The sequence below is a fragment of the Apibacter sp. wkB309 genome (assembly GCF_002964915.1).
Lineage (GTDB): Bacteria > Bacteroidota > Bacteroidia > Flavobacteriales > Weeksellaceae > Apibacter.
This window is the reverse complement of record NZ_PSZL01000022.1, coordinates 825,030-849,343: the sequence shown is the minus strand read 5'-3', so window position 1 is coordinate 849,343 and position 24,314 is coordinate 825,030. Positions and strand designations below refer to the sequence as shown.

The following is a 24,314-nucleotide window of genomic DNA, read 5'->3' as shown; positions in this document are numbered from 1 at the left end:
TTTGGTTAAATTTTTTCGGTTATCATTTCCTCAAATTCCTTATTCGAACCTACAACTACGTGTTGATATTCAGTTAAACCGGTACCGGCAGGGATTCTGTGTCCTACAATAACATTTTCTTTCAATCCGTTTAGATAATCAACTTTACCGGCAACAGCAGCTTCATTTAAAACTTTAGTTGTTTCTTGGAAAGATGCTGCAGAGATAAATGATTTGGTTTGTAAAGAGGCTCTTGTAATACCTTGTAGTACAGGACTGGCAGTAGCCGGAAGCGCTTCTCTAGCTTCTACCAATTTCTTATCTTCACGTTTCAATTTAGAATTTTCATCGCGAAGTTCTCTTGAAGTAATGATTTGTCCGGCTTTTAATTCCAAACTGTCTCCGGGATCAGTAATAACTTTCATTCCGAAAATACGATCATTTTCCTCAATAAAGTCAATTTTATGTTCAAGATTACCTTCTAAGAATTTAGTATCACCGCAATCAACAATTTCTACTTTAGTCATCATTTGACGTACAATAATTTCGAAATGTTTATCATCGATTTTTACCCCTTGTAATCGGTATACTTCTTGAATTTCATTTACCAAATATTCCTGAACGGCAGTAGGCCCTTTGATGTTAAGAATATCGTTAGGAGTTATAGCACCGTCAGATAAGGCATCTCCAGCATGTACGAAGTCATTTTCCTGTACAAGAATCTGATTAGATAATTTAACCAAATATCTTTTAATTTCACCGGTTTTAGACTCAATAACTATTTCTCTATTACCTCTCTTAATTTTACCGTAACTAACTACACCGTCAATTTCTGAAACAACAGCCGGATTAGAAGGATTTCGTGCTTCAAACAGCTCGGTAACACGTGGTAAACCACCTGTAATATCCCCGGCTTTAGCTGATCTTCTTGGTATCTTTACTAAAATTCTACCTGCCTTAATTTTTTCACCATCATTTACGATAAGGTGTGCACCAACCGGTAAGTTAATTGATTTTAACTCATTCCCTTTAGTATCTAATATTTTTAAGGTAGGAATTAATTTTTTATTTCTAGATTCTGAAATTACTTTTTCTTCAAATCCGGTTTGTTCGTCTATTTCTAATTGATAAGTGGAACCTTGCTCAATTTGTTCATATTCGATCTTACCGGCAGTTTCTGAAAGTATAATTGCATTATACGGATCCCATTTACAAATGATATCTCCTTTCTTAACTTCATCACCTGATTCAACTAATAAAGTAGAACCATACGGGATATTGGTAAGCATTTGAATGTTTCCTTCCGCATTTAATAATTTAAATTCTGTGGAACGAGAAACAACGATTGAAACTTTATTTCCGTTTTCGTCTTCACTTTCAACAGTTCTAATATCATCAAACTCAACTTTTCCGTCTCTTTTAGCAACAATGCTGCTAACTTCTGCAACGTTTCCTGCAGTACCTCCCACGTGGAAGGTTCTTAAGGTAAGCTGTGTACCCGGTTCACCGATAGATTGAGCTGCAATAACTCCAACCGCTTCCCCTTTGTTGATTAATTTATTGGTTGAAAGGTTTACACCATAACATTTAGCACAAATACCTTTTTTAGATTCACAAGTTAATGGCGAACGAACTTCTACTGATTCAATTCCGGATTGTTGAATTAGTTTAGCTATTTCGGAAGTTATCATTTGATCTGCTTCAATTAATAGCTCATCTGTATCAGGATGGTATACATCATGAAGAGATACACGTCCTAAAATTCTTTCAGATAATGGTTCAACAATTTCGTCATTCTTTTTCAACGGGGAAATTTCGATACCTCTTAAAGTTCCACAATCTTGCTCATTAATAATAACATCTTGAGCCACATCCACTAAACGACGAGTCAAATAACCTGCGTCAGCGGTTTTTAATGCGGTATCTGCAAGACCTTTACGAGCCCCGTGAGTAGAAATAAAGTACTCTAAGATGGAAAGTCCTTCACGGAAATTAGAGATAATAGGGTTTTCAATAATTTCACCTCCGGAAGATCCCGCTTTTTGAGGTTTGGCCATCAATCCACGCATACCTGCTAACTGACGAATCTGTTCTTTAGATCCCCGTGCACCGGAGTCAAGCATCATATATACAGAGTTGAATCCACCTTTATCGGTTTTCATTCGTTGCATGATTAAATCTGTTAATCGTGCATTGGTATTAGTCCATACATCAATTACCTGATTATATCTTTCATTATTGGTAATTAATCCCATATTATAGTTAGCTCTGATCCCGTCAACCTGTTCATTCGCTTCCTGAATCATGATTTTCTTTTCTTCAGGAGTTTTAATATCTCCTAAGCTAAATGATAATCCACCTTTAAATGCAGTAGCATATCCTAAGGTTTTCATATCATCCAAAAACTTAGCAGTAGTAGGGAAATCGGTTCTTTGTAATATGGTACCGATAATGTTACGTAATGATTTTTTAGTCAACACTTCATTGATGAAACCTACTTTTTTAGGTACGATTTTGTTAAATAACACACGTCCCACAGTAGTTTCAATCATTTTTTCAACTAATTCTTCACCTTCTACAACTGTTGCTTTTACTTTAATGATAGCATTTAAATCTACTGCTTTTTCATTATAAGCAATGTCTACCTCTTCAGAAGAATAGAAAATAGATCCGTGTCCTTTAACTTTAATTTCATCCGTAGGTGTTAATGATTTAGTCATATAATATAATCCTAAAACCATATCTTGTGAAGGTACTTGAATAGGAGATCCGTTAGCCGGATTTAAAATGTTTTGAGAAGCCAACATCAATAATTGAGCTTCCAAAATAGCTTCCGGTCCTAAAGGTAAATGCACCGCCATTTGGTCACCATCAAAGTCTGCATTAAACGCAGTACAAACTAATGGGTGAAGACGAATAGCTTTTCCTTCAATCATTCTAGGTTGAAATGCTTGAATACCTAAACGGTGAAGAGTAGGGGCACGGTTCAATAATACCGGATGTCCTTTCATTACATTTTCCAGGATATCGTAAACTACCGGCTCTTTTCTTTCAATAATTCTCTTGGCAGATTTTACAGTTTTTACAATTCCTCTTTCAATTAATTTTCGAATGATAAAAGGTTTATAAAGCTCTGCAGCCATATCTTTAGGAAGTCCGCACTCATGAAGTTGAAGGGAAGGACCTACAACAATTACCGAACGAGCAGAATAATCCACACGTTTACCTAATAAGTTTTGACGGAAACGTCCTTGTTTTCCTTTTAAAGAATCAGACAGAGATTTTAAAGGTCTGTTAGATTCAGATTTAACCGCAGATGATTTTCTGGTATTATCAAATAAAGAATCAACAGCTTCCTGAAGCATACGCTTTTCATTACGTAAAATAACTTCAGGGGCTTTAATTTCGATTAATCGTTTTAAACGATTGTTTCTGATAATAACCCTACGATATAAATCATTTAAGTCAGAAGTAGCAAAACGCCCTCCATCTAAGGGAACTAACGGACGTAAGTCCGGTGGAATTACAGGTATCACTCTCATGATCATCCATTCCGGTCTGTTAATGCGACCATTGGAATTAGCATCTCTGAAAGATTCAACTACTTGTAATCGTTTTAACGCTTCTGTTCTTCTTTGTTTGGAAGATTCATTATTGGCTTTATGTCTTAATTCATAAGATAAAGCATCTAAATCTGTTCTCTTTAAAAGTTCTTCCAAACATTCTGCTCCCATTTTGGCAACAAATTTATTTGGATCAGAATCATCTAAATATTGATTTTCAATTGGAAGAGTTTCTAATATATCTAAATATTCTTCTTCCGTTAAAAATTCAAGATGTTCTAATTCTTCACCATTCAATTTTTTAGCTATCCCGGCTTGAATTACTACAAAACGTTCGTTGTAGATAATCATATCCAGTTTTTTGGATGGAATACCTAATAAATATCCAATTTTATTGGGTAAAGAACGGAAATACCAGATATGTGCCACAGGCACTACCAAGTTGATATGTCCGATTCTTTCACGTCTAACTTTTTTTTCCGTTACTTCAACTCCACATCGATCACAAACAATTCCTTTGTAACGTATTCTTTTATATTTCCCACAAGCACATTCGTAGTCCTTTACCGGACCGAATATTCTTTCACAAAACAAACCGTCTCGTTCAGGTTTATGAGTCCGATAATTGATTGTTTCAGGTTTTAAAACCTCTCCTCTGGATTGTTGTAATATACTTTCCGGAGAAGCTAATCCGATTATAATTTTACTAAATTTGCTAGTTCTTTGTTTAACTGCCATTATTTTGTAATCAATTAAATTGAAAAAAATTTAAATTTATTAAGAGTTAAGAAAGAAATATTTATTCTTCCAATCTTACATCCAACCCTAAACCTTGTAATTCATGTAAGAATACATTAAATGATTCAGGTATACCCGGTTCCGGCATTGGTTCACCTTTAACAATTGATTCATAGGCTTTAGCTCTACCTATTACATCATCAGATTTAATTGTTATAATTTCTCTTAGAATGTTTGATGCTCCGAAAGCTTCTAAAGCCCAAACCTCCATTTCTCCGAATCTCTGACCTCCAAATTGAGCTTTACCTCCTAATGGTTGCTGAGTAATTAATGAGTATGGTCCGATTGAACGTGCGTGCATTTTGTCATCAACCATATGTCCTAATTTCAACATATAGATAACTCCCACAGTTGCTTTTTGCTCAAAACGTTCTCCGGTTCCGCCATCATATAAATAAGTAGTTCCCCACTGTGGTACTCCTGCTTCTTTTGTAAGTTCATCGATTTGCTCGGAAGTAGCTCCATCGAAGATAGGAGTTGCGAATTTTTTACCTAATTTTTTACCGCACCATCCTAAGATAGTTTCATAAATCTGTCCAATGTTCATACGGGAAGGTACCCCTAATGGGTTAAGGACAATATCTACCGGTGTTCCGTCTTCTAGGAATGGCATATCTTCATCACGTACAATTCTAGCAACAATACCTTTGTTACCGTGACGACCTGCCATTTTATCTCCAACATTTAGTTTACGTTTTTTAGCAATATAAACTTTTGCCAATTTAACGATACCGGCCGGTAATTCATCTCCAACAGAAATAGTATGTCTTTCTCTATTTAGAGAACCTAGTAAATCGTTATGTTTTATTTTATAGTTGTGAAGCAATTCTTTAATAGAATTGTTTTTGTTATCATCTAAGGTCCAATTTTCTCCGGCTAAATTAAAATAGTCATCAATACTAGATAAAAGCTTTTGAGTGAATTTTACTCCTTTTGGTATTACTTCTTCATTTAAATCATTATAGATTCCTTGAGAAGTTTTACCATTTAGAAGGACATATAATTTCTCTAATAGTTGATTTTTTAAATCATTAAGCTTAACTTTAAATTCAGCTTCTAGTTGTTCAATTTTTAATTTTTCGTCCCCTCTTTTACGTTTGTCTTTAATGTTACGTGTAAATAATTTTTTATTAATTACCACACCTTTTAAAGAAGGTTCTGCTTTTAGAGAAGCATCTTTTACATCTCCGGCTTTATCCCCGAATATGGCACGAAGTAATTTTTCTTCTGAAGTTGGGTCAGATTCTCCTTTAGGAGTAATTTTTCCTACTAAAATATCTCCGGGTTTAACTTCTGCTCCAATACGGATCATACCGTTTTCATCAAGGTCTTTAGTAGCTTCTTCACTTACGTTTGGAATATCCGGTGTAAGTTCTTCCATACCTAATTTGGTATCACGAACTTCTAAAGAATATTCGTCTACGTGAATAGAAGTAAACCAGTCTTCGCTAACTGCTCTTTGATTAATAACAATCGCATCCTCAAAGTTATAACCTTTCCAAGGCATGAAAGCTACTAGAAGGTTTCTACCTAAAGCAAGTTCTCCATCTTCAGTAGCATAACCTTCAGTTAAAACTTGACCTTTAGAAACTCTATCACCTGCTTTAACGATTGGTTTAAGCGTTATAGAAGTACTTTGATTGGTTTTTCTGAATTTCGTTAATTTATATGTTTTACTTGCAGAATCAAAGCTAACTAATTCTTCTTCTTCGGTTCTGTCGTATTTAATAGTAATAATGTTAGCATCTACATATTCTACTACTCCTTCACCTTCTGCATTAATTAAGATACGTGAATCTTTAGCTACTTGAAATTCTAAACCGGTTCCTACAATTGGAGCTTGAGGTTTCAATAAGGGTACTGCTTGACGCATCATGTTTGAACCCATCAAAGCACGGTTCGCATCATCGTGCTCAAGGAAAGGAATTAATGAAGCGGAAATACCTGTAATTTGATTAGGTGCAACATCCATCAGATCCACCTTATCAGGTTCAACAACCGGATAATCAGCTTCCTCTCTGGCAACGATTCTCTCATCAAGAATTTTACCGTCGCTGTCCATATTGATGTTCGCTTGAGCAATAATTTTTCCTTCTTCCTCTTCCGCAGTTAAATATTGAGGCTCAGATTCTAAATCTACTTTACCGTCAACAACTTTTCTGTATGGGGTTTCCATAAATCCTAAGTCATTGATTCTAGCGTAACAGCCTAAAGAAGATATCAAACCGATGTTCGGTCCTTCCGGAGTTTCGATAGGACAAATTCTACCGTAGTGAGTGTAGTGTACGTCTCGCACTTCAAATCCGGCTCTTTCTCTTGATAAACCACCTGGACCTAATGCAGACATACGTCTTTTATGGGTAACCTCAGATAGTGGATTGGTTTGATCCATGAATTGAGATAACTGATTGGTTCCAAAGAAAGAGTTGATAACTGAAGTTAAGGTTTTAGCATTGATCAAGTCAATAGGAGTGAACACTTCATTATCACGAACGTTCATTCTTTCTTTAATGGTTCGAGCCATACGAGCTAAACCTACACCAAATTGACCGGCTAATTGTTCACCAACAGTTTTAACACGACGGTTAGATAAGTGATCGATATCATCAACTTCAGCTTTTGAGTTGATTAATTCAATTAAATATTTAACAATTGCGATAATATCGTCTTTTGTTAAAACTTGAATATCTTCTGATATATTTAATCCTAACTTTTTATTAATACGATAACGACCTACTTCACCTAAAGAGTATCGAGCATCAGAGAAGAATAATTTATCGATAATTCCTCTAGCCGTTTCTTCATCAGGTGGTTCAGCATTACGTAATTGACGATAGATATATTCTACAGCTTCTTTTTCGGAATTGGTAGAGTCTTTTTGTAATGTGTTATGAATTATTGAGAATTCATTGCTGTTTTCTTTATGAACTAAAATAGTTTTAATTCCGGAATCTATGATTAAATCAAGATGTTCCTTTTCTAAAACAGTTTCACGGTCAAGGATAATTTCATTTCTTTCAATAGAAACCACCTCACCGGTGTCTTCATCAACAAAGTCCTCGAACCAAGTATTTAAAACTCTTGCAGCTAGAGTCCTTCCTAACATCTTTTTTAGGTTGGATTTATTTACTTTTACTTCTTCTGCAAGATCAAATATTTCTAATATATCTTTATCACTTTGATAACCGATTGCACGAAGCAAGGTTGTCATCGGAAGTTTTTTCTTTCTGTCAATGTAAGCATACATCACGCCATTGATATCGGTAGCAAATTCCATCCAAGATCCTTTAAATGGAATAATTCTGGAAGAATATAATTTAGCACCGTTGGCATGATAAGATTGTCCAAAAAATACACCAGGTGAACGATGTAATTGGGATACCATAACTCTTTCAGCACCGTTTATAATAAACGAACCGCTTGGTGTCATATAAGGAATAGGCCCTAAATATACATCTTGAACTACTGTTTCAAAATCTTCATGTTCGGGGTCGGTACAATATAATTTAAGACGTGCTTTAAGTGGTACACTATAAGTTAATCCTCTTTCAATGCATTCTTCAATAGAGTATTTTGGAGGATCAACAAAATAATCTAAAAATTCTAAAACGAACTGATTCCTAGTATCGGAAATAGGAAAATTTTCAGTAAACGTTTTAAAAAGTCCTTCGTTTTTTCTTTGATCAGGACGAGTTTCTAATTGAAAAAAATCCTGAAATGATTTAACCTGTATATCCAGGAAATCAGGAAATTCAATTTGTCCTTTAGAGTGAGAGAAACTAAATCTCTTAGGGTTTTGAGTTTTTGACGCCAATGATTTACTCATATGATATATTAAAATCTTTAAAACACAAATAGGCTTAGACCTTACCAATGTTAAATTGGAGGCCTAAACCTTTATTTTTAGGTAGAATGAATTATTTCAATTCAACTTCAGCTCCAGCTTCTTCAAGCTGTTTTTTAAGACTTTCTGCTTCGTCTTTAGCTACTCCTTCTTTAATTGGAGTAGGAGCTCCATCTACAGCATCTTTAGCTTCTTTTAGACCTTTACCTGTAAGATCTTTAACTAATTTAACAACAGCTAATTTGTTAGCTCCTGCAGCTTTAAGAATAACATCGAATTCTGTTTTTTCTTCAGCAGCACCGGCATCAGCACCAGCAACAGGTGCAGCCATAGCTACAGCAGCAGCAGCAGGTTCAATACCGTATTCTTCTTTTAATATTTCAGCTAATTCATTAACTTCTTTTACTGTTAAATTTACTAGAGTTTCAGCTAATTGTTTTAAATCTGCCATTTTTAATTTTGTTTTAATTTTTGTTTAACAACTATTTATTATGAGTGTGAAATTATTCTTCTTTTTCAGATAAGGTTTTAACCAAACCGGCAATGGTATTTCCACCGGATTTAAGGGCAGAAACAACATTTTTAATTGGAGATTGAAGTAATCCAATAATTTCTCCAATAAGCTCTTCTCTGGATTTAAGATTTGCCAATGTTTCTAATTGAGCATCTCCTACAAATACTGCAGAATCAATCCAAGCAGCTTTTAGTAATGGTTTTTCAGTTTTCTTTCTGAAATTTTGTATTAATTTAGCCGGAGCATTTCCTTTTTCTGAAATGAAAATAGTAGAGTTTCCTTTTAGACTTTCAAAAACACCTGAAAAATCTTTATCTTCTACATTTTCCATTGCTTTTCTAAGAAGGGTGTTTTTAACAACTTTCATTGAAATTTCACCTTTGAAACAAGCTCTTCTTAGTTCTGAAGTCTGTTGTGCATTTAATCCATCAGTATCAGCTATATATAATACATTTGTACTTTCAAGTACTTCCTGTAATTCTTTAATTACCTCTGTTTTTTCTTGTTTTGTCATGTTTTGGTAAAATTAAAATTAGTTAATACCTTTAGGATCAATAGCAATACCCGGACTCATAGTAGACGATAGGTATATACTTTTCACATAAACTCCTTTTGCTGCCTGAGGTTTTAATTTTATTAAAGTAGAAATAATTTCTTGTGCATTCTCTTGAATATTTTTTGCATCAAAAGATACTTTACCTATTGCAGCATGTACAATTCCATATTTATCTACTTTAAAATCTATTTTACCTGCTTTCACTTCTGAAATTGCTTTTCCTATTTCAGTGGTAACTGTTCCGGTTTTAGGATTGGGCATTAATCCACGAGGACCTAAAACTCTTCCTAAAGGACCTAATTTACCCATTACTTGAGGTTGAGTAACAATTACATCAACATCTGTCCATCCATCTTTTATTTTTTGTAGATAATCATCCAAACCTACATAATCAGCACCTGCGTTTTTAGCTTCTTCTTCCTTATCGGGAGTAACTAAAGCTAAAACACGAGTTTCTTTACCTGTACCATGAGGTAAAGATACAACTCCACGCACCATTTGATTAGCCTTACGTGGATCTACTCCTAAACGTACAGCTATATCAACGGATGCATCAAATTTAGTATAATTAACTTCTTTAACTAAATTGGAAGCTTCCTCTAATGTATAAAGTTTTGATTTATCTACTTTAGCAACTACTGCTTTTTGTTTTTTCGTTAAAACTGCCATGATTCCTACAATTAATTATTAAAGGGATTTTGCCCAGTTACTCTAATACCCATAGATCTTGCTGTACCTGCAACCATGCTAACTGCTGACTCTATAGTAAAGCAATTTAAATCTACCATTTTATCTTCAGCAATTTGTTGTACTTGACTCCAAGTAACGGATGCTACCTTATCTCTGTTTGGTTCGCCGGAACCTTTTTTAGCTTTAGAAGCTGCTAAAAGTTGAACGGTTACAGGAGGAGTTTTAACTACAAAGTCAAAAGATTTATCCTCATATACAGTAATGATAACCGGTAATACTTGTCCTTGCTTTTCTTGTGTTCGGGCATTAAATTGTTTACAAAACTCCATAATGTTAACCCCGGCAGCACCTAATGCAGGTCCTACTGGTGGTGAAGGATTTGCTTGACCTCCTTTCACCTGGAGTTTTACCATTTTAAAAATTTTTTTTGCCATTTTAATTTTTACTTAAAAATGTTTTATTTATATCTGTGGAAGCAGCCTATATTTTTTCTACTTGAGAGAAACTTAATTCAATGGGGGTTTTTCTTCCGAAAATCAACACCATCACATCTAATTTTCTTTTCTCTTCATTTATTTTTTCGATGGTTCCATTAAAACCATTAAATGGACCATCAATAACTTTCACGGTTTCACCAAATACAAAAGGAATGTTTACGGTATCTTCAGATTCTGATAATTCATCCATTTTACCGAACATTCTACTCACTTCGCTTCGTCTCATTGGAAGTGGATCTCCTCCTTTAGTAGCACTTAAAAAACTAATTACGCCGGGTATATTCTTTATAGTATGTGGTAATTCGCCAATTAAATTAGCTTCAACCATAACATAGCCGGGATAATAGACTTTTTCTTTACGAATTTTTTTTCCGTTTCTAATTTGTACTACTTTTTCCATAGGTACAACTACTTGGCCAAGATTTTTTTTAAGATGTTCGTATCTTAAAACTTCATTTTCAATATACATTTTCACCTTAGATTCTTGCCCACTGATCGTTTTCAGTACATACCATTTCATTTCATCCATCGCTTCCTAATATTAAGATTTTAATCCTATTAATATAGAATAAATATTCTGAAGCGCTTTAGCAAAAATCCAATCTACACCAAAGCAGAACATAGCCAAAATGATCGATGTAATCGCTACAACAGTTGTTGAGGATTGCAGATCGGACCATTTAGGCCACTCGACGTGATCTTTAAATTCTTCTATTGCGCCCTTTAAATACTTAATGAGTCCGTTCATTTATTATTATTTTGCGCGGGCGGAAAGATTCGAACTCACGACCTTTGGTTTTGGAGACCACTGCTCTACCAGCTGAGCTACACCCGCTTAAAAAAGAAAGAACTTTAAGTTCTTTCTTTTGTTATGATTAAATTAATCTAAAATCTCAGTTACCTGACCTGCACCAACAGTTCTACCACCTTCACGGATAGCGAATCTTAAACCGTTATTAAGTGCGATTGGTTGGTGTAATTCAACTGTAATAGTTAAGTTATCACCAGGCATTACCATTTCAGTTCCTTCCGGTAAAGTAATTGTACCGGTTACGTCAGTAGTTCTAACGTAGAATTGAGGACGGTAGTTATTGTGGAATGGAGTGTGACGTCCACCTTCTTCTTTAGTTAAGATATAAACCTCTGCTTTGAATTTTTTGTGAGGAGTGATTGAACCCGGTTTAGCGATAACCATACCACGACGGATATCAGTTTTTTCAATACCTCTTAATAATAATCCAACATTATCTCCGGCTTCACCTCTATCTAATATTTTTCTAAACATTTCAACTCCGGTTACAGTAGATGTTAATTTTTCATCTCCCATACCAACGATATCTACAGCTTCACCTGAGTTAATAACTCCGGCTTCAATACGTCCTGTAGCTACAGTTCCACGACCTGTAATAGAGAAAACGTCTTCGATTGGCATTAAGAATGGTTTATCTTGGTCACGTACCGGTAAATCAATCCAGTTATCAACTGCTGCCATTAATTCATCAACAGTAGCAACCCATTTTGGATCTCCGTTAAGTGCACCTAAAGCAGAACCTTGGATAACAGGAGTGTTATCTCCGTCATAATCGTAAGAAGATAATAATTCTCTTACTTCCATTTCAACTAAGTCTAATAATTCAGGATCGTCAACCATATCCACTTTGTTCATGAATACAACGATTTTAGGTACGTTTACCTGACGACATAACAAGATGTGCTCTCTTGTTTGAGGCATAGGTCCATCTGTTGCAGCAACTACTAGAATAGCTCCGTCCATTTGAGCAGCACCGGTAACCATGTTTTTTACATAGTCAGCATGCCCCGGACAGTCAACGTGTGCATAGTGACGGTTTTCTGTTTGATATTCTACGTGTGCAGTATTGATTGTGATCCCTCTTTCTTTTTCTTCAGGAGCTGCATCAATTTGAGAGAAATCTCTTTTTTCTGCTAACCCTTTTTCTGCTAATACTTTTGTAATAGCAGCTGTTAAAGTCGTTTTTCCGTGGTCTACGTGACCGATTGTACCTATATTAAGATGTGGTTTGGTACGCTGAAAAGTTTCTTTTGCCATGATAAATATGTTTGTTTATATTTCCAAAAATGAGTGCAAATATACTCAATTTTTTTTAAATAACAATAGCTTATAAAAAATAAATACTTTTTTATAAACAACTGTTTTGTAAATATGTCTTTAAGAAAGTTTAGGCTTATTAATAATTTGTGATTGTATGTTTGGATAATTGAGAGCCAATGACGGGAATTGAACCCGTGACCTCGTCCTTACCAAGGAAGCGCTCTACCCCTGAGCTACATCGGCTGTTAAAAAATTGAGCGGAAGACGAGGGTCGAACTCGCGACATTCAGCTTGGAAGGCTGACGCTCTACCAACTGAGCTACTTCCGCTTATTTTTTGATTACCTTTGTAATTCGGTTGCAAAGGTAGAAATTTTTTTTGAATTACAAAATTTTTTTTAATTTTTTTTGTGGGGAGAGGAGGATTCGAACCTCCGAAGGTAAAAACCAACAGATTTACAGTCTGTCCTCGTTGGCCGCTTGAGTATCTCCCCTTCAAAAACGAGCCGGTAGAGGGATTCGAACCCACGACCCCGAGATTACAAATCACGTGCTCTGGCCAACTGAGCTATACCGGCGTTAAATTTTTTATTTCAAAGAAAATATTTCGTTATTTTTCTAAGATCATTATCTTCGTCTAACGGATTGCAAAGGTAGATAAATTTTTAATATTTCCAAATTTTTATGAAAAAAAAATATGATTTTTTACCTACATTTTTTCTTTCCTTTTGAGTATCATCTTTTTAGCGGCTTCACAGGCTAAATCAATACTTTCTTCAAATGTTGGGGACGTTTTTTTAGCTACTAATTCATCACCGGGAACTTCTAAAACGATTTCCGTAGTCTTATTTTCTTTATTTCCAACGTTTTCCAATTTTAGGAATATATTAGCATTGATAATTTTGTCGTAATATTGATCTAATTTTAAAACTTTTTTATTTAAAAATGCCAATAGGGTGTCTTGTGCATTAAAATTTACTGCTTGTACGTTAATTTTCATCTTTTTTATTTTTAAGCCCAAAAGGATGGGACCGGTTGAATACTTTTTTTAAATCTTCTATTGTATTATGTGTATAAACCTGTGTAGCTGCTAAACTACTGTGACCCAATAATTCTTTTATGGAATTGATTTCGGCTCCGTTGTGTAAGAGATGACTTGCAAAGGTATGACGGAGCATATGCGGACTTTTTTTATCCTTAGTAGTTACCATGCTAACATACCTATGAATTAGGTTATATACATACTTTTCACTTAAAATTTTACCGTTTTTATTGGTAAATAAATATTCATAAGGTATACCAAAATTGATTTTATAGGCTAGAAATGCATTTATTTGCTCTGATAATTTTTGAGTTATAGGAATTAATCTTTCTTTATTTCTTTTTCCTGTAACTCTAATCGTGTGATTTTTTAAATCGATTGTTGAAGTTTTAAGTTGCAGGAGTTCCATTCTTCTGATACCTGTTTGATAAAATATCTCAAATATGAGATGGTTTCTAAGAGTTTCAAAGGAATCTGAATTATCTTTTCCTGCCTCACAAGAATTTATATAAGTTTCGATTGAATAAATTTCATCTTCAGTATAAGGAAGTAAAACTTTCTTCTTTTGTTTAAGATTTTTTAAGTGTAGGGTTGGACTTGTATCCAAATAACCAATTTTAAGCAAAAATTTAAAAAAGCTTCTTATAGAAGAAATTTTTCTATTGATGGAATTTTCCGATAAATTTTTATTGGATAGATGAATAATGAAATTCCTTAGTTGTTTGGCAGTAGCATGTTCTGCATCAGAAATGCTTTCAGATTCTAAAAGAAAGCTTTGAAGATCCAGCAAATCTCTTTCATAACTTTGTATGGTAAGAGGAGAATAATGCTTCTCTAAGGTAAGGTATTCAAGAAATTTTTGTAACATATAAAAAGCCTACTTTTCAAAATTAAAAATAATTTCGAAAAATAGGCTAATATTTTATAGAAAAAGTTTCTTATGCTTCTTCTTGACTTTGCAATCTTTGTTTGTAAGCTGCTCTAATAACCTGTTGTCTTTTAGTAACAGAAGGCTTAATAAACTGTTGTCTTTTTCTTAATTCTTTAACAACACCGGTTTTATCGTATTTTCTTTTATATTTTTTTAGAGCTTTATCAATAGACTCTCCATCTTTTACTGGAATAATTAACATAATAACATCTCTTTTTTGTTCTTCATTTATTTCGAAGTGCAAATATATGAAGATAATTTGCAAACGCAAATTTATTTTTAATATCAACGAAAGATTCGGTTGAATTATTAGAAATATTTTGTTTTCCTTTATAGAGGTATATAACAGTTATAGGGTAATATCTCATTTTTTATAGTAAATTTGAACGTTAAATATAAATATCTAACCAAGTATATATATGAAATCTCAAGAAGATGTTTTAAAAAAGGTAGTTGCCCATGCCAAGGAATATGGGTTTGTTTTTCCTTCCAGTGAAGTTTATGACGGATTATCAGCCATTTATGATTACGGTCAAAATGGTGTTGAATTAAAAAATAATATTAAACAATATTGGTGGAAAGCAATGGTGCAGTTGAATGAAAATATTTTGGGATTGGATTCTGCTATATTTATGCATCCTACAATTTGGAAGGCTTCAGGGCATGTTGATGCGTTTAATGATCCGTTAATTGACAATAAAGACAGTAAAAAGAGATTTCGTGCGGATGTTTTAGTGGAAGATTTTGCGGAGAAGTTTGAAGATAAAGCAAAAAAAGAAATTGAAAAGGCAAGAAAACGATTTGGAGAAGCTTTTGATTTGGAACAGTTTGAGACTACTAATCCTAAAGTTTTAGAATATAGAAAACAAAAAGCAGATATCTTACAAAGATTAGCTAAATCTTTGGAAACTAATTTAGCAGATACTAAAGCTTTAATCGAAGAACTGGAAATTGGTGATCCCGAAACAGGTTCTAAAAACTGGACAGAAGTTCGTCAGTTTAATTTAATGTTTGGGACAAAATTAGGCTCTACTGCTGATTCTGCTACCGATTTATATTTAAGGCCTGAAACGGCACAAGGAATTTTTGTAAATTACTTAAATGTTCAAAAGACAGGAAGAAAAAAATTACCTTTTGGAATTGCACAAATTGGTAAAGCGTTTAGAAATGAAATTGTGGCTAGACAATTCATTTTTAGGATGAGAGAGTTTGAACAGATGGAAATGCAATTTTTTGTTCCTCCGGGCACAGAGCTGTCTTATTTTAAAGAATGGAAAGAAAAACGTTTAAATTGGCATTTAGCTTTAGGATTGGGTAAAGATAACTATAGATTTCACGATCATGAAAAGTTAGCCCATTACGCAAACGCTGCCACCGATATTGAATTTAATTTTCCATTCGGATTTAAAGAATTGGAAGGTATCCATTCCAGAACCGATTTTGATTTATCGGCACATGAAAAATATTCCGGTAAAAAACTTCAATATTTCGATCCGGAACAAAATAAAAGTTATGTTCCTTATGTAGTGGAAACTTCTATAGGATTAGACCGAATGTTTTTAGCTCTTTTATCTAAATGTTTAAAAGACGAAACATTGGAAGATGGCTCATCAAGAGTTGTTTTAAGTTTGCCTCCTGCTTTAGCGCCTAATAAAGTAGCTATATTTCCATTACTTAAAAAAGATGGATTGCCGGAATATGCAGAAAAGATTTTCAATGATTTGAAATTTGATTATAATGTAATGTATGAAGATAAAGACGCCATTGGTAAACGATATAGAAGACAAGATGCTATCGGTACTCCTTACTGTATTACCGTAGATCATGACACGCTTTCCGATCATACGGTTACTATAAGAAACAGAGATACTATGAAACAGGAAAGAGTTTCAGTAGATTCCTTACGAACTATTTTAGGAGAGAATGTTGAATTAAAATCTCTTTTAAAGAAAATATAACCATAATATGCTTCCGTTACTAACGGGACATATACTTATTCCTATCTTTTACTATTTTCAATTATAAATTAATTTTTATAATATAGGAAGATAGGAATATTTATTTATACATATTTAATTTAATTCTTACTTATTAAATCACTAACATAAATACGACGGATTTCATACATTTACAATTATGAAAGATTATACATATACTTATAAAATTTCAGCAGATGATTATCTTACTCATCAGCTTTTTAGTGCTTCGATGAATGAAATAGTAAAACAACAAAGGAAAAAAGGCCTACTTTTATGGACTTCCGCTTTTTTTGTACTTGCTGTAATTTTTGTTTTTTTAAAAAACTATGCATTAGCCGCTTATTTTGGAGTATTTGGAATTGGTTTTATATTTATTTATCCGATTTATTCTCGTTGGATATATAAAAGATTTTATAAACGTTTTGTTTATAGAAATTTTAATAAAACACAATTAGAGACCATTGGACTTACTTTTACAACGGATGATATAATCCTTTCCAACGGTGAAAATGAAGGAAAAATACCTATTTCCGGTATAGAACTAATCTATGAAATTCCTTCGCATTTTTTTATAAAGTTAGACAGGGGAAGAAATATTATTATTCCTAAATCTCAAATTGAAACTAAAGACACACTTACTAAAACTCTTACTGATTTAGCTGAATCAAAATCGATCCCGTATAAAAGAATGTTAGATTGGAAATGGAAATAATTTCGATTAAGACCTTTTACTGTTTAACTATGGTTAATACATTATGTAAAGGTATAGGCTAAGTAATTTTAAATTTATAAAATTGTTTAGGTGAGATGTATAAATTGAACGTATATTTTTTATCTTTGAATTCCAACCTAATAGAAAAATAAATCATGAGTAATTTCGATATAGTAATCATTGGATCGGGGCCCGGGGGGTATGTCTCAGCCATTCGTTGTGCACAATTAGGATTTAAAACCGCATTGGTCGAAAAATATTCCCATTTAGGAGGCACCTGTTTACATGTGGGATGTATTCCTTCTAAATCCTTGCTAGATGCTTCCGAGCTTTATGATAAAGCTTTACACCAATTTAAAGACTTCGGGATTGAAATTACTAAGCCAACGATTGATTTTAGCAGAATGATTCAACGGAAAAATGAAGTCGTTGAACAAACAGGTAAAGGAATCGATTATTTAATGGATAAAAATAAGATTACGGTTTTTCATGGTTTGGGTTCTTTTAAATCTCCCAATCAATTGGAAGTTAAAGATGAAAAAGGAAATATAAAAATCCTTGAAGCTCGATATTTCATCATAGCAACCGGTTCCAAACCTGCAAACCTTCCGTTTGCTCCCGCAGATAAAGAACGTTTGATCACTTCGACAGAGGCATTAAATCTTAAAGAAATACCTAAGCATTTATTGGTTATCGGGGGAGGAGTTATCGGATTAGAACTAGGATCTGTATACAAAAGGTTAGGAGCAGAAGTGACCGTCATTGAATTTTTAGACCGGTTAATTCCTACTATGGATGGCGGTTTATCTAAGGAATTACTGAAAGTGTTAAAAAAACAAGGAATGAAATTTTCTTTATCCACTCAAGTTACCAAGATAGAACGTAAGGGAGATAAAATATTTGTTCAAGCTGTGGAAAAGAACGGCAAGGAAATCAGGTTTGAGGGTGATTATTGTTTAGTCGCTGTCGGAAGGAAACCCTATACTGAAAATCTTGGATTGGAAAAGGCAGGTATTGAATTGGATGATCAAGGAAGAATAAAAGTAAATGAACATTTGCAAACGAACATTCCGAATATATATGCTATAGGAGATGTGGTTCGTGGACCAATGTTGGCACACAAGGCGGAAGAAGAAGGAGTTTTAGTTGCCGAACAGTTAGCAGGACAAAAACCTCATATAGATTATAATCTTATACCCGCTGTGGTATATACCTGGCCGGAAGTTGCGGGAGTAGGAAAAACTGAAGAACAATTATTAAAGGAGGGGCGTAGTTACAAAATAGGACAATTTCCCATTCGTGCTTTAGGAAGGGCTCGAGCCAGTGGCGATACGGACGGATTTGTAAAAATATTGGCTGATGAGGCTACCGATGAAGTATTGGGAATTCATATGATAGCCGCTCGTGCTGCCGATTTAATTGCGGATGCCGTGACTTTATTAGAATATCGAGCATCTGCTGAAGATATCGCTAGAATGAGCCATGCACATCCTACCTATGCTGAAGCCATAAAAGAGGCTGCCTTAGAAGCTACCGAAAAAAGAGCAATTCACAGTTAAAATAGTTATAACATCAGATTAAAAAAACACTTTCAATATTATTTGAGAGTGTTTTTTTATTTTTTATCAATTCAGTTAAATAAAACAAATGATTTGAATAAAATCAGTAAAATAAAAAAAGAGATTTTAACACTAAAACCTCTTTAAATTATTATCTAAATTGAAATCCTTTATTTATTCAATAACTTTTCCAATAATTCATCTTTTTCTTTCAGCATGCGCTCGTATAAAGCCTCCTTTTCGTTATAGAGTTCTACAATTTTATCAATAGGATTGAAGGTACAATTTATTGGATTATTTAAAAATGAACTTTCTACTTTATCATTAAAAGTGTTTATATAATTGAAAGTAGCTTCATCATTCATATTTTTAATAGCATCAATCGGAACGTTAAGAGTTTTGGCTACTTTTTTTAGTGTAGAATCATCGATAAATTCTTTTTGCTCAAGTTCAGAAACGGATTGTTGGGTAATATCCAAATCAATAGCGATCGCCTCTTGTTTTATACCTAACATTTCGCGCAATCGTTTGATATTTCTACCATGATGTGTTTTTTGAGGAGCAATATCTAATTTCATTCTGTGTTACTATTTATTTATGTATACAAAAATACTAAAAATACGGCTAAAAATAATGTATTTGTGAAATACATCTCATTAATTGTATTATACAAGTAAGTACTTGTAAAATACCATCTCAATAATGAGCTAATTTTGACAATATAATAACAAATGAGAATGACAGATACTAAAGATTTTTGGCTTGATAAAGCGCGTCATTATTTACAATCTTCTCAAGGAACAGAGGATCTTGGATCGGGAGTTGCGTTTGAAAATTATGTGCAGTTGGGAGCTTTGCTTTACTCCATTATTCATATTTCACAAAAATCGTTGTTTTTTAAAGAAGATAAATTAGAAGAAGAGGTGCGTACAGATATATATAATCTATTGGATATAGCTAAAAAATTAATTCCACGTTCCGAATTGGAATTTTTGGATGAAATTAGAAAGGAAATAGCGTAATATCTAGTTATTGTTAGTTTTAAAAAACCGGAATGATTTTTAAAATCATTCCGGTTTGATATATGTAACATTTTAAAATGAAAAATTATTTATTTTTATAAAAGTTATATACTACCTGAGAAATATCGGCAATCATTCGAGCATTGGTTTTGTCGTCTTCTTTGGAATCTTTAATAAATACTGCAATAGAATATTGTTTCCCATTGGGTAAATAAACAAAACCGATGTCGTTATCGGCGGCTTTTAAACCTTCCAAATTTCTGGAAGAACTGCCGGATTTATGTCCAATTAAAACTTTTTTTGGTAAAAGAGCTTTTAACTTATCCGAACCTGTTTCAGATTCTGTCATTGCTTGGAATAAGAAATCTTTATAATTTTTACAAAAGATATCTTTATTTATAAAAATATCCAATAAACGGGCAGCTTCTAACGGAGTCGTCCAATTTATATATTGGTTATTAAAATCTTTGCTCATTTCCTCTTCGGTTGCTTGAATGGAAAAATTTTTACTTCCTAGTGTACGTAAATACAGATCTGTCATTTTAGTACCGTTCATATAATAATATAAAGCATCAGAGGCATTGTTGTCACTTTTGGAAACCGTATAATTTAACAAATCGCCAATAGGAATAGTAAAATTGCCTTCAGGATGCTCTTTTGCTAAAGGGCTGTAAGTATCTTTTTTTATGTCTGATTTTTTCAGATAAATATTAGATTCCAAAGAAAGTAAATTTTTGTTCATATAGTCCAACAAAGCAAGTGCTTGATGAAATTTAAAAACGCTCATCGCCGGATACTCCATATCGTTATTAACTGTTAAGGTATCTTTTCCGTCGAAAATTACGGCCACTCCCACAGTGGCTTTCTTATTCTTAGTAATGGAATGAATTTTTTTTTCTAAACTTTGCATTTGCGCTTGTAGAACACAAAAAGGCATTGAAAGAAAAAATAGTAATTTAAAATATTTCATAAGATAAAGTTAAATGCAATTTTTTAAATAAAGAAATTATTTTTTATTTCATTAATAAAATTTATTTCTTAATTGCTTTCTTTTCTCTAACTAATGCATTTTTTTTATCTTTATATGTTCTTTCAAGTTCGTTTTTTTGAATTTTTATTTCATTTTTGCTTAATTGACGGTTATTTTCAATTCTTTCTTTATCTCTTTTATGTCTTTCTTCTAATTGATCAATTTGAGCGTCTAATTCTTTTTTCTTTTTGTCGGCAAGCTCTGAGTGGTGATCGTATGCATGATCATGAGAGTTCGAGTAATTTAAATTATCTTGTTTTTGTTGAAGTGAAAGTTCACGTTTTTTTTGTGCTTTTTCGTATCCGGATAAATTTTGATTTTTGCCTATCTCTTTATATTGTCTACCGTATTCTTTGTTCATTTCTTTTCTTCCGGATTGAGCAAAGGCAGATGTGGACAGCATTAATAGAAATGCTAAGGTTAAAAACTTGTTCATTATTATTTTGGTTTTATAAAATTAATTAACAAAGAAAACCAATCTAAAAATATGCCAGTTTTAAAAGCTTTTATGTGTTTAATTACTAGCTACATAACTGTAATTTCGTAAATCATTTGAGGTAAAATTAATTAAAATTAAGATAAAAATTCTTCAATTTCATCAATAGATAAATTTTTCTGATCGCCCGTTTTTATATTTTTAAGTGTTACTGTATTCGTATTAATTTCATCTTCTCCATAAAAGGCTACAAAAGATATTTCCTTTTTTTCTGCGTAGCTAAATTGTTTTTGAAGTTTAGATTTTTCAGGATATAAATCACAAGCAATGTTTTTACTTCTAAGTTCTTTAATTAGTTTCAATGCTTGAAGACATTCATTTTCACCGAAATTGAAAAAGAGAATTTGTTTTTGATGTAATGTAGCCTCAGGGAAAAGATTAAGTTCTTCCATAACCAAATATATTCGATCCAATCCGAAAGAAATACCTACTCCCGGCATGTTTTTAACTCCGAATATTTCGGTGAGGTTGTCATATCGTCCACCTCCGCCAATTGATCCCATGGAGATATTTTTAGCTTTCACTTCATAAATTGTTCCGGTATAATAATCCAAACCTCGCGCAAGGGTGAGGTTGAAGATCAGTTCTGCAGAGGTAAGACCAATTTCTTTTACCCGATTGTAGATAAATTCCATTTCTTGTATACCTTCTTGCCCTATTTCAATATCTGTGAGTATATCTTTAAGTTGAGAAATTTTTTCTTCAAAAGTTCCTGAAAGTTCAATAATCGGAATAAGTTTTTGTAAAGAATCTTGTCCAATACCTTTAGTTGACATTTCTTCTAAAACTTTATCTAAACCAATCTTGTCCAACTTGTCCAAAGCAACGGTAAAATCGATTAATTGATTTTCGATAGATGCATATTGAGCGACAGCTGCCAATAACTTTCGATTGTTTACATGAATTTCAATTGGAATATGTAAATCCGAAAAAGCCGAATCATATAATAAAGTAAGATTTACTTCATGCCACAAACTGGCTGAACCGACAATATCGGCATCGCATTGATAAAATTCACGGTATCGTCCTTTTTGAGGTCGATCTGCTCTCCACACCGGTTGTATTTGGTATCTTTTGAAAGGTAGAGGAAGTTGCCCGTGATTCATGGCAACGTAACGTGCAAAAGGTACGGTAAGATCATACCGCAAAGCTTTTTCTGAAATAGAACCGATTATATTTTTGGAACTCCATTGAGACATATCCGGATTCTTTTTTTTCGCTTCAGCCAGAAAATCACCGCTGTTTAATATTTTAAAAATTAAACGATCTCCTTCTTCTCCATATTTACCGGTTAATGTATCTAAATTTTCAAAAGAAGGAGTTTCCAACGGTTGAAAGCAAAATTTTTCAAAATTGGATTGCAACTTAGTAATTATGTATCTTCTCTTTTGTAATTCTTTAGCGGTAAAATCTCTGGTGCCTTTAGGAATTCCGGGTTTCATTTCTTTATGTCTTATTTTTAAAACAAAGGTATAGAAATGTTTTGATTTTTTTTTAGGTAAATAAGGCAAAAAAAAGAGCATAAAAATATGCTCCTTTTTACATGTATATTGAAATATAAAATTTTTACCTGAAAGGAGAGGTAAGAGGAATTTCGGAATCCGGTTGTTTCGTAATTCGGTTTCGTAAATCTCTACGCGTAATTTCAATTATCCAGGTCCAGAACGCATGTCCGAAAAATTCTGAGAAATGTTCTGCAAAAGGCTGATCCCACGGGGCAGGTACCGTTCCCAGTATTGGCATTATAATAATATGGAACATTATATAAATAAATATTCCGAAGGCAGTTCCCTGCCATAATTTAATTTTAGGATAATATTCTGCAACTAGGCAATAGAATATTGCACAGATAATTGAGAAGGAAAAGTGAATAATAAAGCTCATGATCGGTCGCGGATTATCATTAAAATAATACATGAGATGGGAAAGGTCATGAGACATTCCCAGTTGTTCCAGGAGGTGTTGCGGCGGATTGGTCATATCTCTTTCGGGAGTACGGGGAGGAAATGGAACTTCCCAACCGAATTTGATAAAACCTGAAATGATTCCTGAAATGATTCCTACCCATACGGCAACATTTTTCTTAGGATGTAAAGCATTTTTCATAAACAGAATTATATAAATGATTAATTAAAATAATAATGTAATTTTTTGATACTAATGTATGCTATTTAAAAACATATGTTTAAAATTATTTTCAAAAAAAATGCCTAAAATTTCACATTTATTCAGTATAATACTAATTAAATTACAATTTTATTCATGAAATTGATAGGATGGTTAAATAGTGTTTACTTATTTCTGTATTACCAAAGTTTTAGTAATTATTTAAGGAACTATGATTTTAGCATAAATATATTCAATGTGTTTATGTAACCAGTTCACAGGGGTATATATTAAAATATTGATAATATTAAATTTATTAAATTCGCATTCAAAAATTGATTGTATAATGCATATTCCTGATATTCCCAGTTATTTTGCCTTAAAAGCGATTCACATTATTTTTATGGTAAGCTATTTTGCGGGGATTTTTTACTTAATACGTTTATTTGTTTACTTTATAGATACCAATGAAAAACCGGAGCTTGAGCGTGAGATTCTTAGAAAGCAATACATATATATGATTTCTCGTTTATGGGATATCATAACGGTACCGGCAGGAATTATAATGCTTATTACCGGAACATTAATGATGATTAATACCCGCGGGGATATTACTTTTTACATTTTAAGAGAACCTTGGTTCCATATTAAGCTGGTATTTGTTGGAGCGTTGGCTCTATATCATTACTGGAGTTGGAGGTGTATTAGGAGAATAAAGGCCGGAAAATTCAATACGACTTCTATTAAGCTCCGTATGATGAATGAAGTTGCTACTATTATTTTATTTGCCGTAATATTTATAGTTATTTTTAAACAATATTTTATGGGAATGTGGCTAAGCTTATTGATCAGTTTTATTGTTCTGGTTCTTGTAATTATGTTGGTTGTAAAATTAGTTAACAGAAAAAAGAAAAAGTAAGAATCGT

Annotated in this window: 22 protein-coding genes and 5 tRNA genes; 5 read left to right on the top strand and 22 right to left on the bottom strand. The window is 33.1% G+C overall.

Annotated elements, in window-relative coordinates; genetic code table 11:
• Positions 1 to 5: 5 nt before the first annotated feature.
• The 17 genes from rpoC to rpsU form a co-directional block, all read right to left on the bottom strand.
• Positions 6 to 4,280 carry a DNA-directed RNA polymerase subunit beta' gene (gene rpoC / locus C4S75_RS09610; RefSeq protein ID WP_105298069.1) on the bottom strand — a complete coding sequence of 1,425 codons (4,275 nt, stop codon included), beginning with the start codon at positions 4,278 to 4,280 and terminating at the stop codon, positions 6 to 8.
• 61 nt (positions 4,281 to 4,341) lie between these two features.
• Positions 4,342 to 8,166: a DNA-directed RNA polymerase subunit beta gene (gene rpoB, locus C4S75_RS09605; protein WP_105298068.1), complete on the bottom strand. Its 3,825-nt coding sequence runs from the start codon at positions 8,164 to 8,166 to the stop codon at positions 4,342 to 4,344.
• A 91-nt stretch (positions 8,167 to 8,257) separates the two neighbouring features.
• A complete protein-coding gene (rplL, locus tag C4S75_RS09600; protein WP_105298067.1) occupies positions 8,258 to 8,635 on the bottom strand; it encodes a 50S ribosomal protein L7/L12 in 378 nt (125 codons plus the stop codon).
• A 52-nt stretch (positions 8,636 to 8,687) separates the two neighbouring features.
• Positions 8,688 to 9,212, bottom strand: coding sequence for a 50S ribosomal protein L10 (gene rplJ / locus C4S75_RS09595; protein WP_105298066.1), 525 nt, complete (start codon positions 9,210 to 9,212; stop codon positions 8,688 to 8,690).
• 18 nt (positions 9,213 to 9,230) lie between these two features.
• A complete protein-coding gene (rplA, locus tag C4S75_RS09590) occupies positions 9,231 to 9,923 on the bottom strand; it encodes a 50S ribosomal protein L1 (RefSeq protein WP_105298065.1) in 693 nt (230 codons plus the stop codon).
• Positions 9,924 to 9,934: 11 nt separating this feature from the next.
• A complete protein-coding gene (gene rplK, locus C4S75_RS09585; RefSeq protein WP_105298064.1) occupies positions 9,935 to 10,378 on the bottom strand; it encodes a 50S ribosomal protein L11 in 444 nt (147 codons plus the stop codon).
• A gap of 46 nt (positions 10,379 to 10,424) precedes the next feature.
• Positions 10,425 to 10,970 (bottom strand): transcription termination/antitermination protein NusG, encoded by a 546-nt coding sequence (gene nusG, locus C4S75_RS09580; protein ID WP_105298063.1) that lies wholly within the window; start codon positions 10,968 to 10,970, stop codon positions 10,425 to 10,427.
• A 12-nt stretch (positions 10,971 to 10,982) separates the two neighbouring features.
• Positions 10,983 to 11,189, bottom strand: coding sequence for a preprotein translocase subunit SecE (secE, locus tag C4S75_RS09575; RefSeq protein WP_105298062.1), 207 nt, complete (start codon positions 11,187 to 11,189; stop codon positions 10,983 to 10,985).
• Positions 11,190 to 11,203: 14 nt separating this feature from the next.
• Positions 11,204 to 11,276 (bottom strand) — tRNA-Trp (locus C4S75_RS09570).
• Positions 11,277 to 11,321: 45 nt separating this feature from the next.
• Entirely contained in the window at positions 11,322 to 12,509 is a 1,188-nt protein-coding gene (tuf, locus tag C4S75_RS09565; protein ID WP_105298061.1) for an elongation factor Tu, read from the bottom strand.
• 174 nt (positions 12,510 to 12,683) lie between these two features.
• Positions 12,684 to 12,755: transfer RNA gene (locus tag C4S75_RS09560), tRNA-Thr, on the bottom strand.
• 13 nt (positions 12,756 to 12,768) lie between these two features.
• Positions 12,769 to 12,841 (bottom strand) — tRNA-Gly (locus C4S75_RS09555).
• Positions 12,842 to 12,922: 81 nt separating this feature from the next.
• Positions 12,923 to 13,005 (bottom strand) — tRNA-Tyr (locus tag C4S75_RS09550).
• A 10-nt stretch (positions 13,006 to 13,015) separates the two neighbouring features.
• A tRNA-Thr gene (locus C4S75_RS09545) sits at positions 13,016 to 13,089 on the bottom strand.
• Between the two features lie 131 nt (positions 13,090 to 13,220).
• On the bottom strand, positions 13,221 to 13,511 hold the full coding sequence (gene hpf / locus C4S75_RS09540; RefSeq protein WP_105298060.1) for a ribosome hibernation-promoting factor, HPF/YfiA family: 291 nt from the start codon (positions 13,509 to 13,511) through the stop codon (positions 13,221 to 13,223).
• On the bottom strand, positions 13,501 to 14,421 hold the full coding sequence (locus tag C4S75_RS09535) for a tyrosine-type recombinase/integrase (protein WP_105298059.1): 921 nt from the start codon (positions 14,419 to 14,421) through the stop codon (positions 13,501 to 13,503). Before C4S75_RS09535 ends, hpf begins: the two co-directional genes overlap by 11 nt.
• 70 nt (positions 14,422 to 14,491) lie before the next feature.
• Positions 14,492 to 14,686, bottom strand: coding sequence for a 30S ribosomal protein S21 (rpsU, locus tag C4S75_RS09530; protein ID WP_055425292.1), 195 nt, complete (start codon positions 14,684 to 14,686; stop codon positions 14,492 to 14,494).
• A 217-nt stretch (positions 14,687 to 14,903) separates the two neighbouring features.
• On the opposite strand from rpsU, the gene C4S75_RS09525 reads away from it, so the two are divergent.
• From C4S75_RS09525 to lpdA, 3 genes are all read left to right on the top strand, one after another.
• Positions 14,904 to 16,442, top strand: a complete 1,539-nt coding sequence (locus C4S75_RS09525) for a glycine--tRNA ligase (protein ID WP_105298058.1) — start codon at positions 14,904 to 14,906, stop codon at positions 16,440 to 16,442.
• Between the two features lie 178 nt (positions 16,443 to 16,620).
• Complete coding sequence (locus C4S75_RS09520; RefSeq protein ID WP_105298057.1) at positions 16,621 to 17,175, top strand: YcxB family protein; 555 nt, start codon at positions 16,621 to 16,623, stop codon at positions 17,173 to 17,175.
• Positions 17,176 to 17,330: 155 nt separating this feature from the next.
• Complete coding sequence (lpdA, locus tag C4S75_RS09515; RefSeq protein WP_105298056.1) at positions 17,331 to 18,734, top strand: dihydrolipoyl dehydrogenase; 1,404 nt, start codon at positions 17,331 to 17,333, stop codon at positions 18,732 to 18,734.
• A 170-nt stretch (positions 18,735 to 18,904) separates the two neighbouring features.
• Here the strand turns inward: lpdA and C4S75_RS09510 are convergent, their stop codons facing one another.
• Complete coding sequence (locus C4S75_RS09510) at positions 18,905 to 19,312, bottom strand: helix-turn-helix domain-containing protein (RefSeq protein ID WP_105298055.1); 408 nt, start codon at positions 19,310 to 19,312, stop codon at positions 18,905 to 18,907.
• A 159-nt stretch (positions 19,313 to 19,471) separates the two neighbouring features.
• Between C4S75_RS09510 and C4S75_RS09505 the strand changes: the two genes are divergently transcribed.
• Positions 19,472 to 19,756, top strand: coding sequence for a hypothetical protein (locus C4S75_RS09505; protein ID WP_105298054.1), 285 nt, complete (start codon positions 19,472 to 19,474; stop codon positions 19,754 to 19,756).
• An 85-nt stretch (positions 19,757 to 19,841) separates the two neighbouring features.
• On the opposite strand, the gene bla is transcribed toward C4S75_RS09505, so the two are convergent.
• The 4 genes from bla to C4S75_RS09485 form a co-directional block, all read right to left on the bottom strand.
• Positions 19,842 to 20,726 (bottom strand): class A beta-lactamase, subclass A2, encoded by an 885-nt coding sequence (bla, locus tag C4S75_RS09500; RefSeq protein ID WP_105298053.1) that lies wholly within the window; start codon positions 20,724 to 20,726, stop codon positions 19,842 to 19,844.
• A 61-nt stretch (positions 20,727 to 20,787) separates the two neighbouring features.
• On the bottom strand, positions 20,788 to 21,222 hold the full coding sequence (locus C4S75_RS09495) for a hypothetical protein (protein WP_105298052.1): 435 nt from the start codon (positions 21,220 to 21,222) through the stop codon (positions 20,788 to 20,790).
• A 137-nt stretch (positions 21,223 to 21,359) separates the two neighbouring features.
• Positions 21,360 to 22,724, bottom strand: a complete 1,365-nt coding sequence (hisS, locus tag C4S75_RS09490; RefSeq protein WP_105298163.1) for a histidine--tRNA ligase — start codon at positions 22,722 to 22,724, stop codon at positions 21,360 to 21,362.
• A gap of 124 nt (positions 22,725 to 22,848) precedes the next feature.
• Complete coding sequence (locus C4S75_RS09485; protein WP_105298051.1) at positions 22,849 to 23,388, bottom strand: DUF1440 domain-containing protein; 540 nt, start codon at positions 23,386 to 23,388, stop codon at positions 22,849 to 22,851.
• A 346-nt stretch (positions 23,389 to 23,734) separates the two neighbouring features.
• Between C4S75_RS09485 and C4S75_RS09480 the strand changes: the two genes are divergently transcribed.
• Positions 23,735 to 24,307 (top strand): CopD family protein, encoded by a 573-nt coding sequence (locus tag C4S75_RS09480; RefSeq protein WP_105298050.1) that lies wholly within the window; start codon positions 23,735 to 23,737, stop codon positions 24,305 to 24,307.
• Positions 24,308 to 24,314: the final 7 nt, after the last annotated feature.

What these genes read in the sequence shown, in the direction of transcription:
- rpoC (WP_105298069.1), bottom strand. Translation starts at nt 4,280, where the DNA reads ATGGCAGTTAAACAAAGAACTAGCAAATTTAGTAAAATTATAATCGGA.
- rpoB (WP_105298068.1), bottom strand. Translation starts at nt 8,166, where the DNA reads ATGAGTAAATCATTGGCGTCAAAAACTCAAAACCCTAAGAGATTTAGT.
- rplL (WP_105298067.1), bottom strand. Translation starts at nt 8,635, where the DNA reads ATGGCAGATTTAAAACAATTAGCTGAAACTCTAGTAAATTTAACAGTA.
- rplJ (WP_105298066.1), bottom strand. Translation starts at nt 9,212, where the DNA reads ATGACAAAACAAGAAAAAACAGAGGTAATTAAAGAATTACAGGAAGTA.
- rplA (WP_105298065.1), bottom strand. Translation starts at nt 9,923, where the DNA reads ATGGCAGTTTTAACGAAAAAACAAAAAGCAGTAGTTGCTAAAGTAGAT.
- rplK (WP_105298064.1), bottom strand. Translation starts at nt 10,378, where the DNA reads ATGGCAAAAAAAATTTTTAAAATGGTAAAACTCCAGGTGAAAGGAGGT.
- nusG (WP_105298063.1), bottom strand. Translation starts at nt 10,970, where the DNA reads ATGGATGAAATGAAATGGTATGTACTGAAAACGATCAGTGGGCAAGAA.
- secE (WP_105298062.1), bottom strand. Translation starts at nt 11,189, where the DNA reads ATGAACGGACTCATTAAGTATTTAAAGGGCGCAATAGAAGAATTTAAA.
- tuf (WP_105298061.1), bottom strand. Translation starts at nt 12,509, where the DNA reads ATGGCAAAAGAAACTTTTCAGCGTACCAAACCACATCTTAATATAGGT.
- hpf (WP_105298060.1), bottom strand. Translation starts at nt 13,511, where the DNA reads ATGAAAATTAACGTACAAGCAGTAAATTTTAATGCACAAGACACCCTA.
- C4S75_RS09535 (WP_105298059.1), bottom strand. Translation starts at nt 14,421, where the DNA reads ATGTTACAAAAATTTCTTGAATACCTTACCTTAGAGAAGCATTATTCT.
- rpsU (WP_055425292.1), bottom strand. Translation starts at nt 14,686, where the DNA reads ATGTTAATTATTCCAGTAAAAGATGGAGAGTCTATTGATAAAGCTCTA.
- C4S75_RS09525 (WP_105298058.1), top strand. Translation starts at nt 14,904, where the DNA reads ATGAAATCTCAAGAAGATGTTTTAAAAAAGGTAGTTGCCCATGCCAAG.
- C4S75_RS09520 (WP_105298057.1), top strand. Translation starts at nt 16,621, where the DNA reads ATGAAAGATTATACATATACTTATAAAATTTCAGCAGATGATTATCTT.
- lpdA (WP_105298056.1), top strand. Translation starts at nt 17,331, where the DNA reads ATGAGTAATTTCGATATAGTAATCATTGGATCGGGGCCCGGGGGGTAT.
- C4S75_RS09510 (WP_105298055.1), bottom strand. Translation starts at nt 19,312, where the DNA reads ATGAAATTAGATATTGCTCCTCAAAAAACACATCATGGTAGAAATATC.
- C4S75_RS09505 (WP_105298054.1), top strand. Translation starts at nt 19,472, where the DNA reads ATGACAGATACTAAAGATTTTTGGCTTGATAAAGCGCGTCATTATTTA.
- bla (WP_105298053.1), bottom strand. Translation starts at nt 20,726, where the DNA reads ATGAAATATTTTAAATTACTATTTTTTCTTTCAATGCCTTTTTGTGTT.
- C4S75_RS09495 (WP_105298052.1), bottom strand. Translation starts at nt 21,222, where the DNA reads ATGAACAAGTTTTTAACCTTAGCATTTCTATTAATGCTGTCCACATCT.
- hisS (WP_105298163.1), bottom strand. Translation starts at nt 22,724, where the DNA reads ATGAAACCCGGAATTCCTAAAGGCACCAGAGATTTTACCGCTAAAGAA.
- C4S75_RS09485 (WP_105298051.1), bottom strand. Translation starts at nt 23,388, where the DNA reads ATGAAAAATGCTTTACATCCTAAGAAAAATGTTGCCGTATGGGTAGGA.
- C4S75_RS09480 (WP_105298050.1), top strand. Translation starts at nt 23,735, where the DNA reads ATGCATATTCCTGATATTCCCAGTTATTTTGCCTTAAAAGCGATTCAC.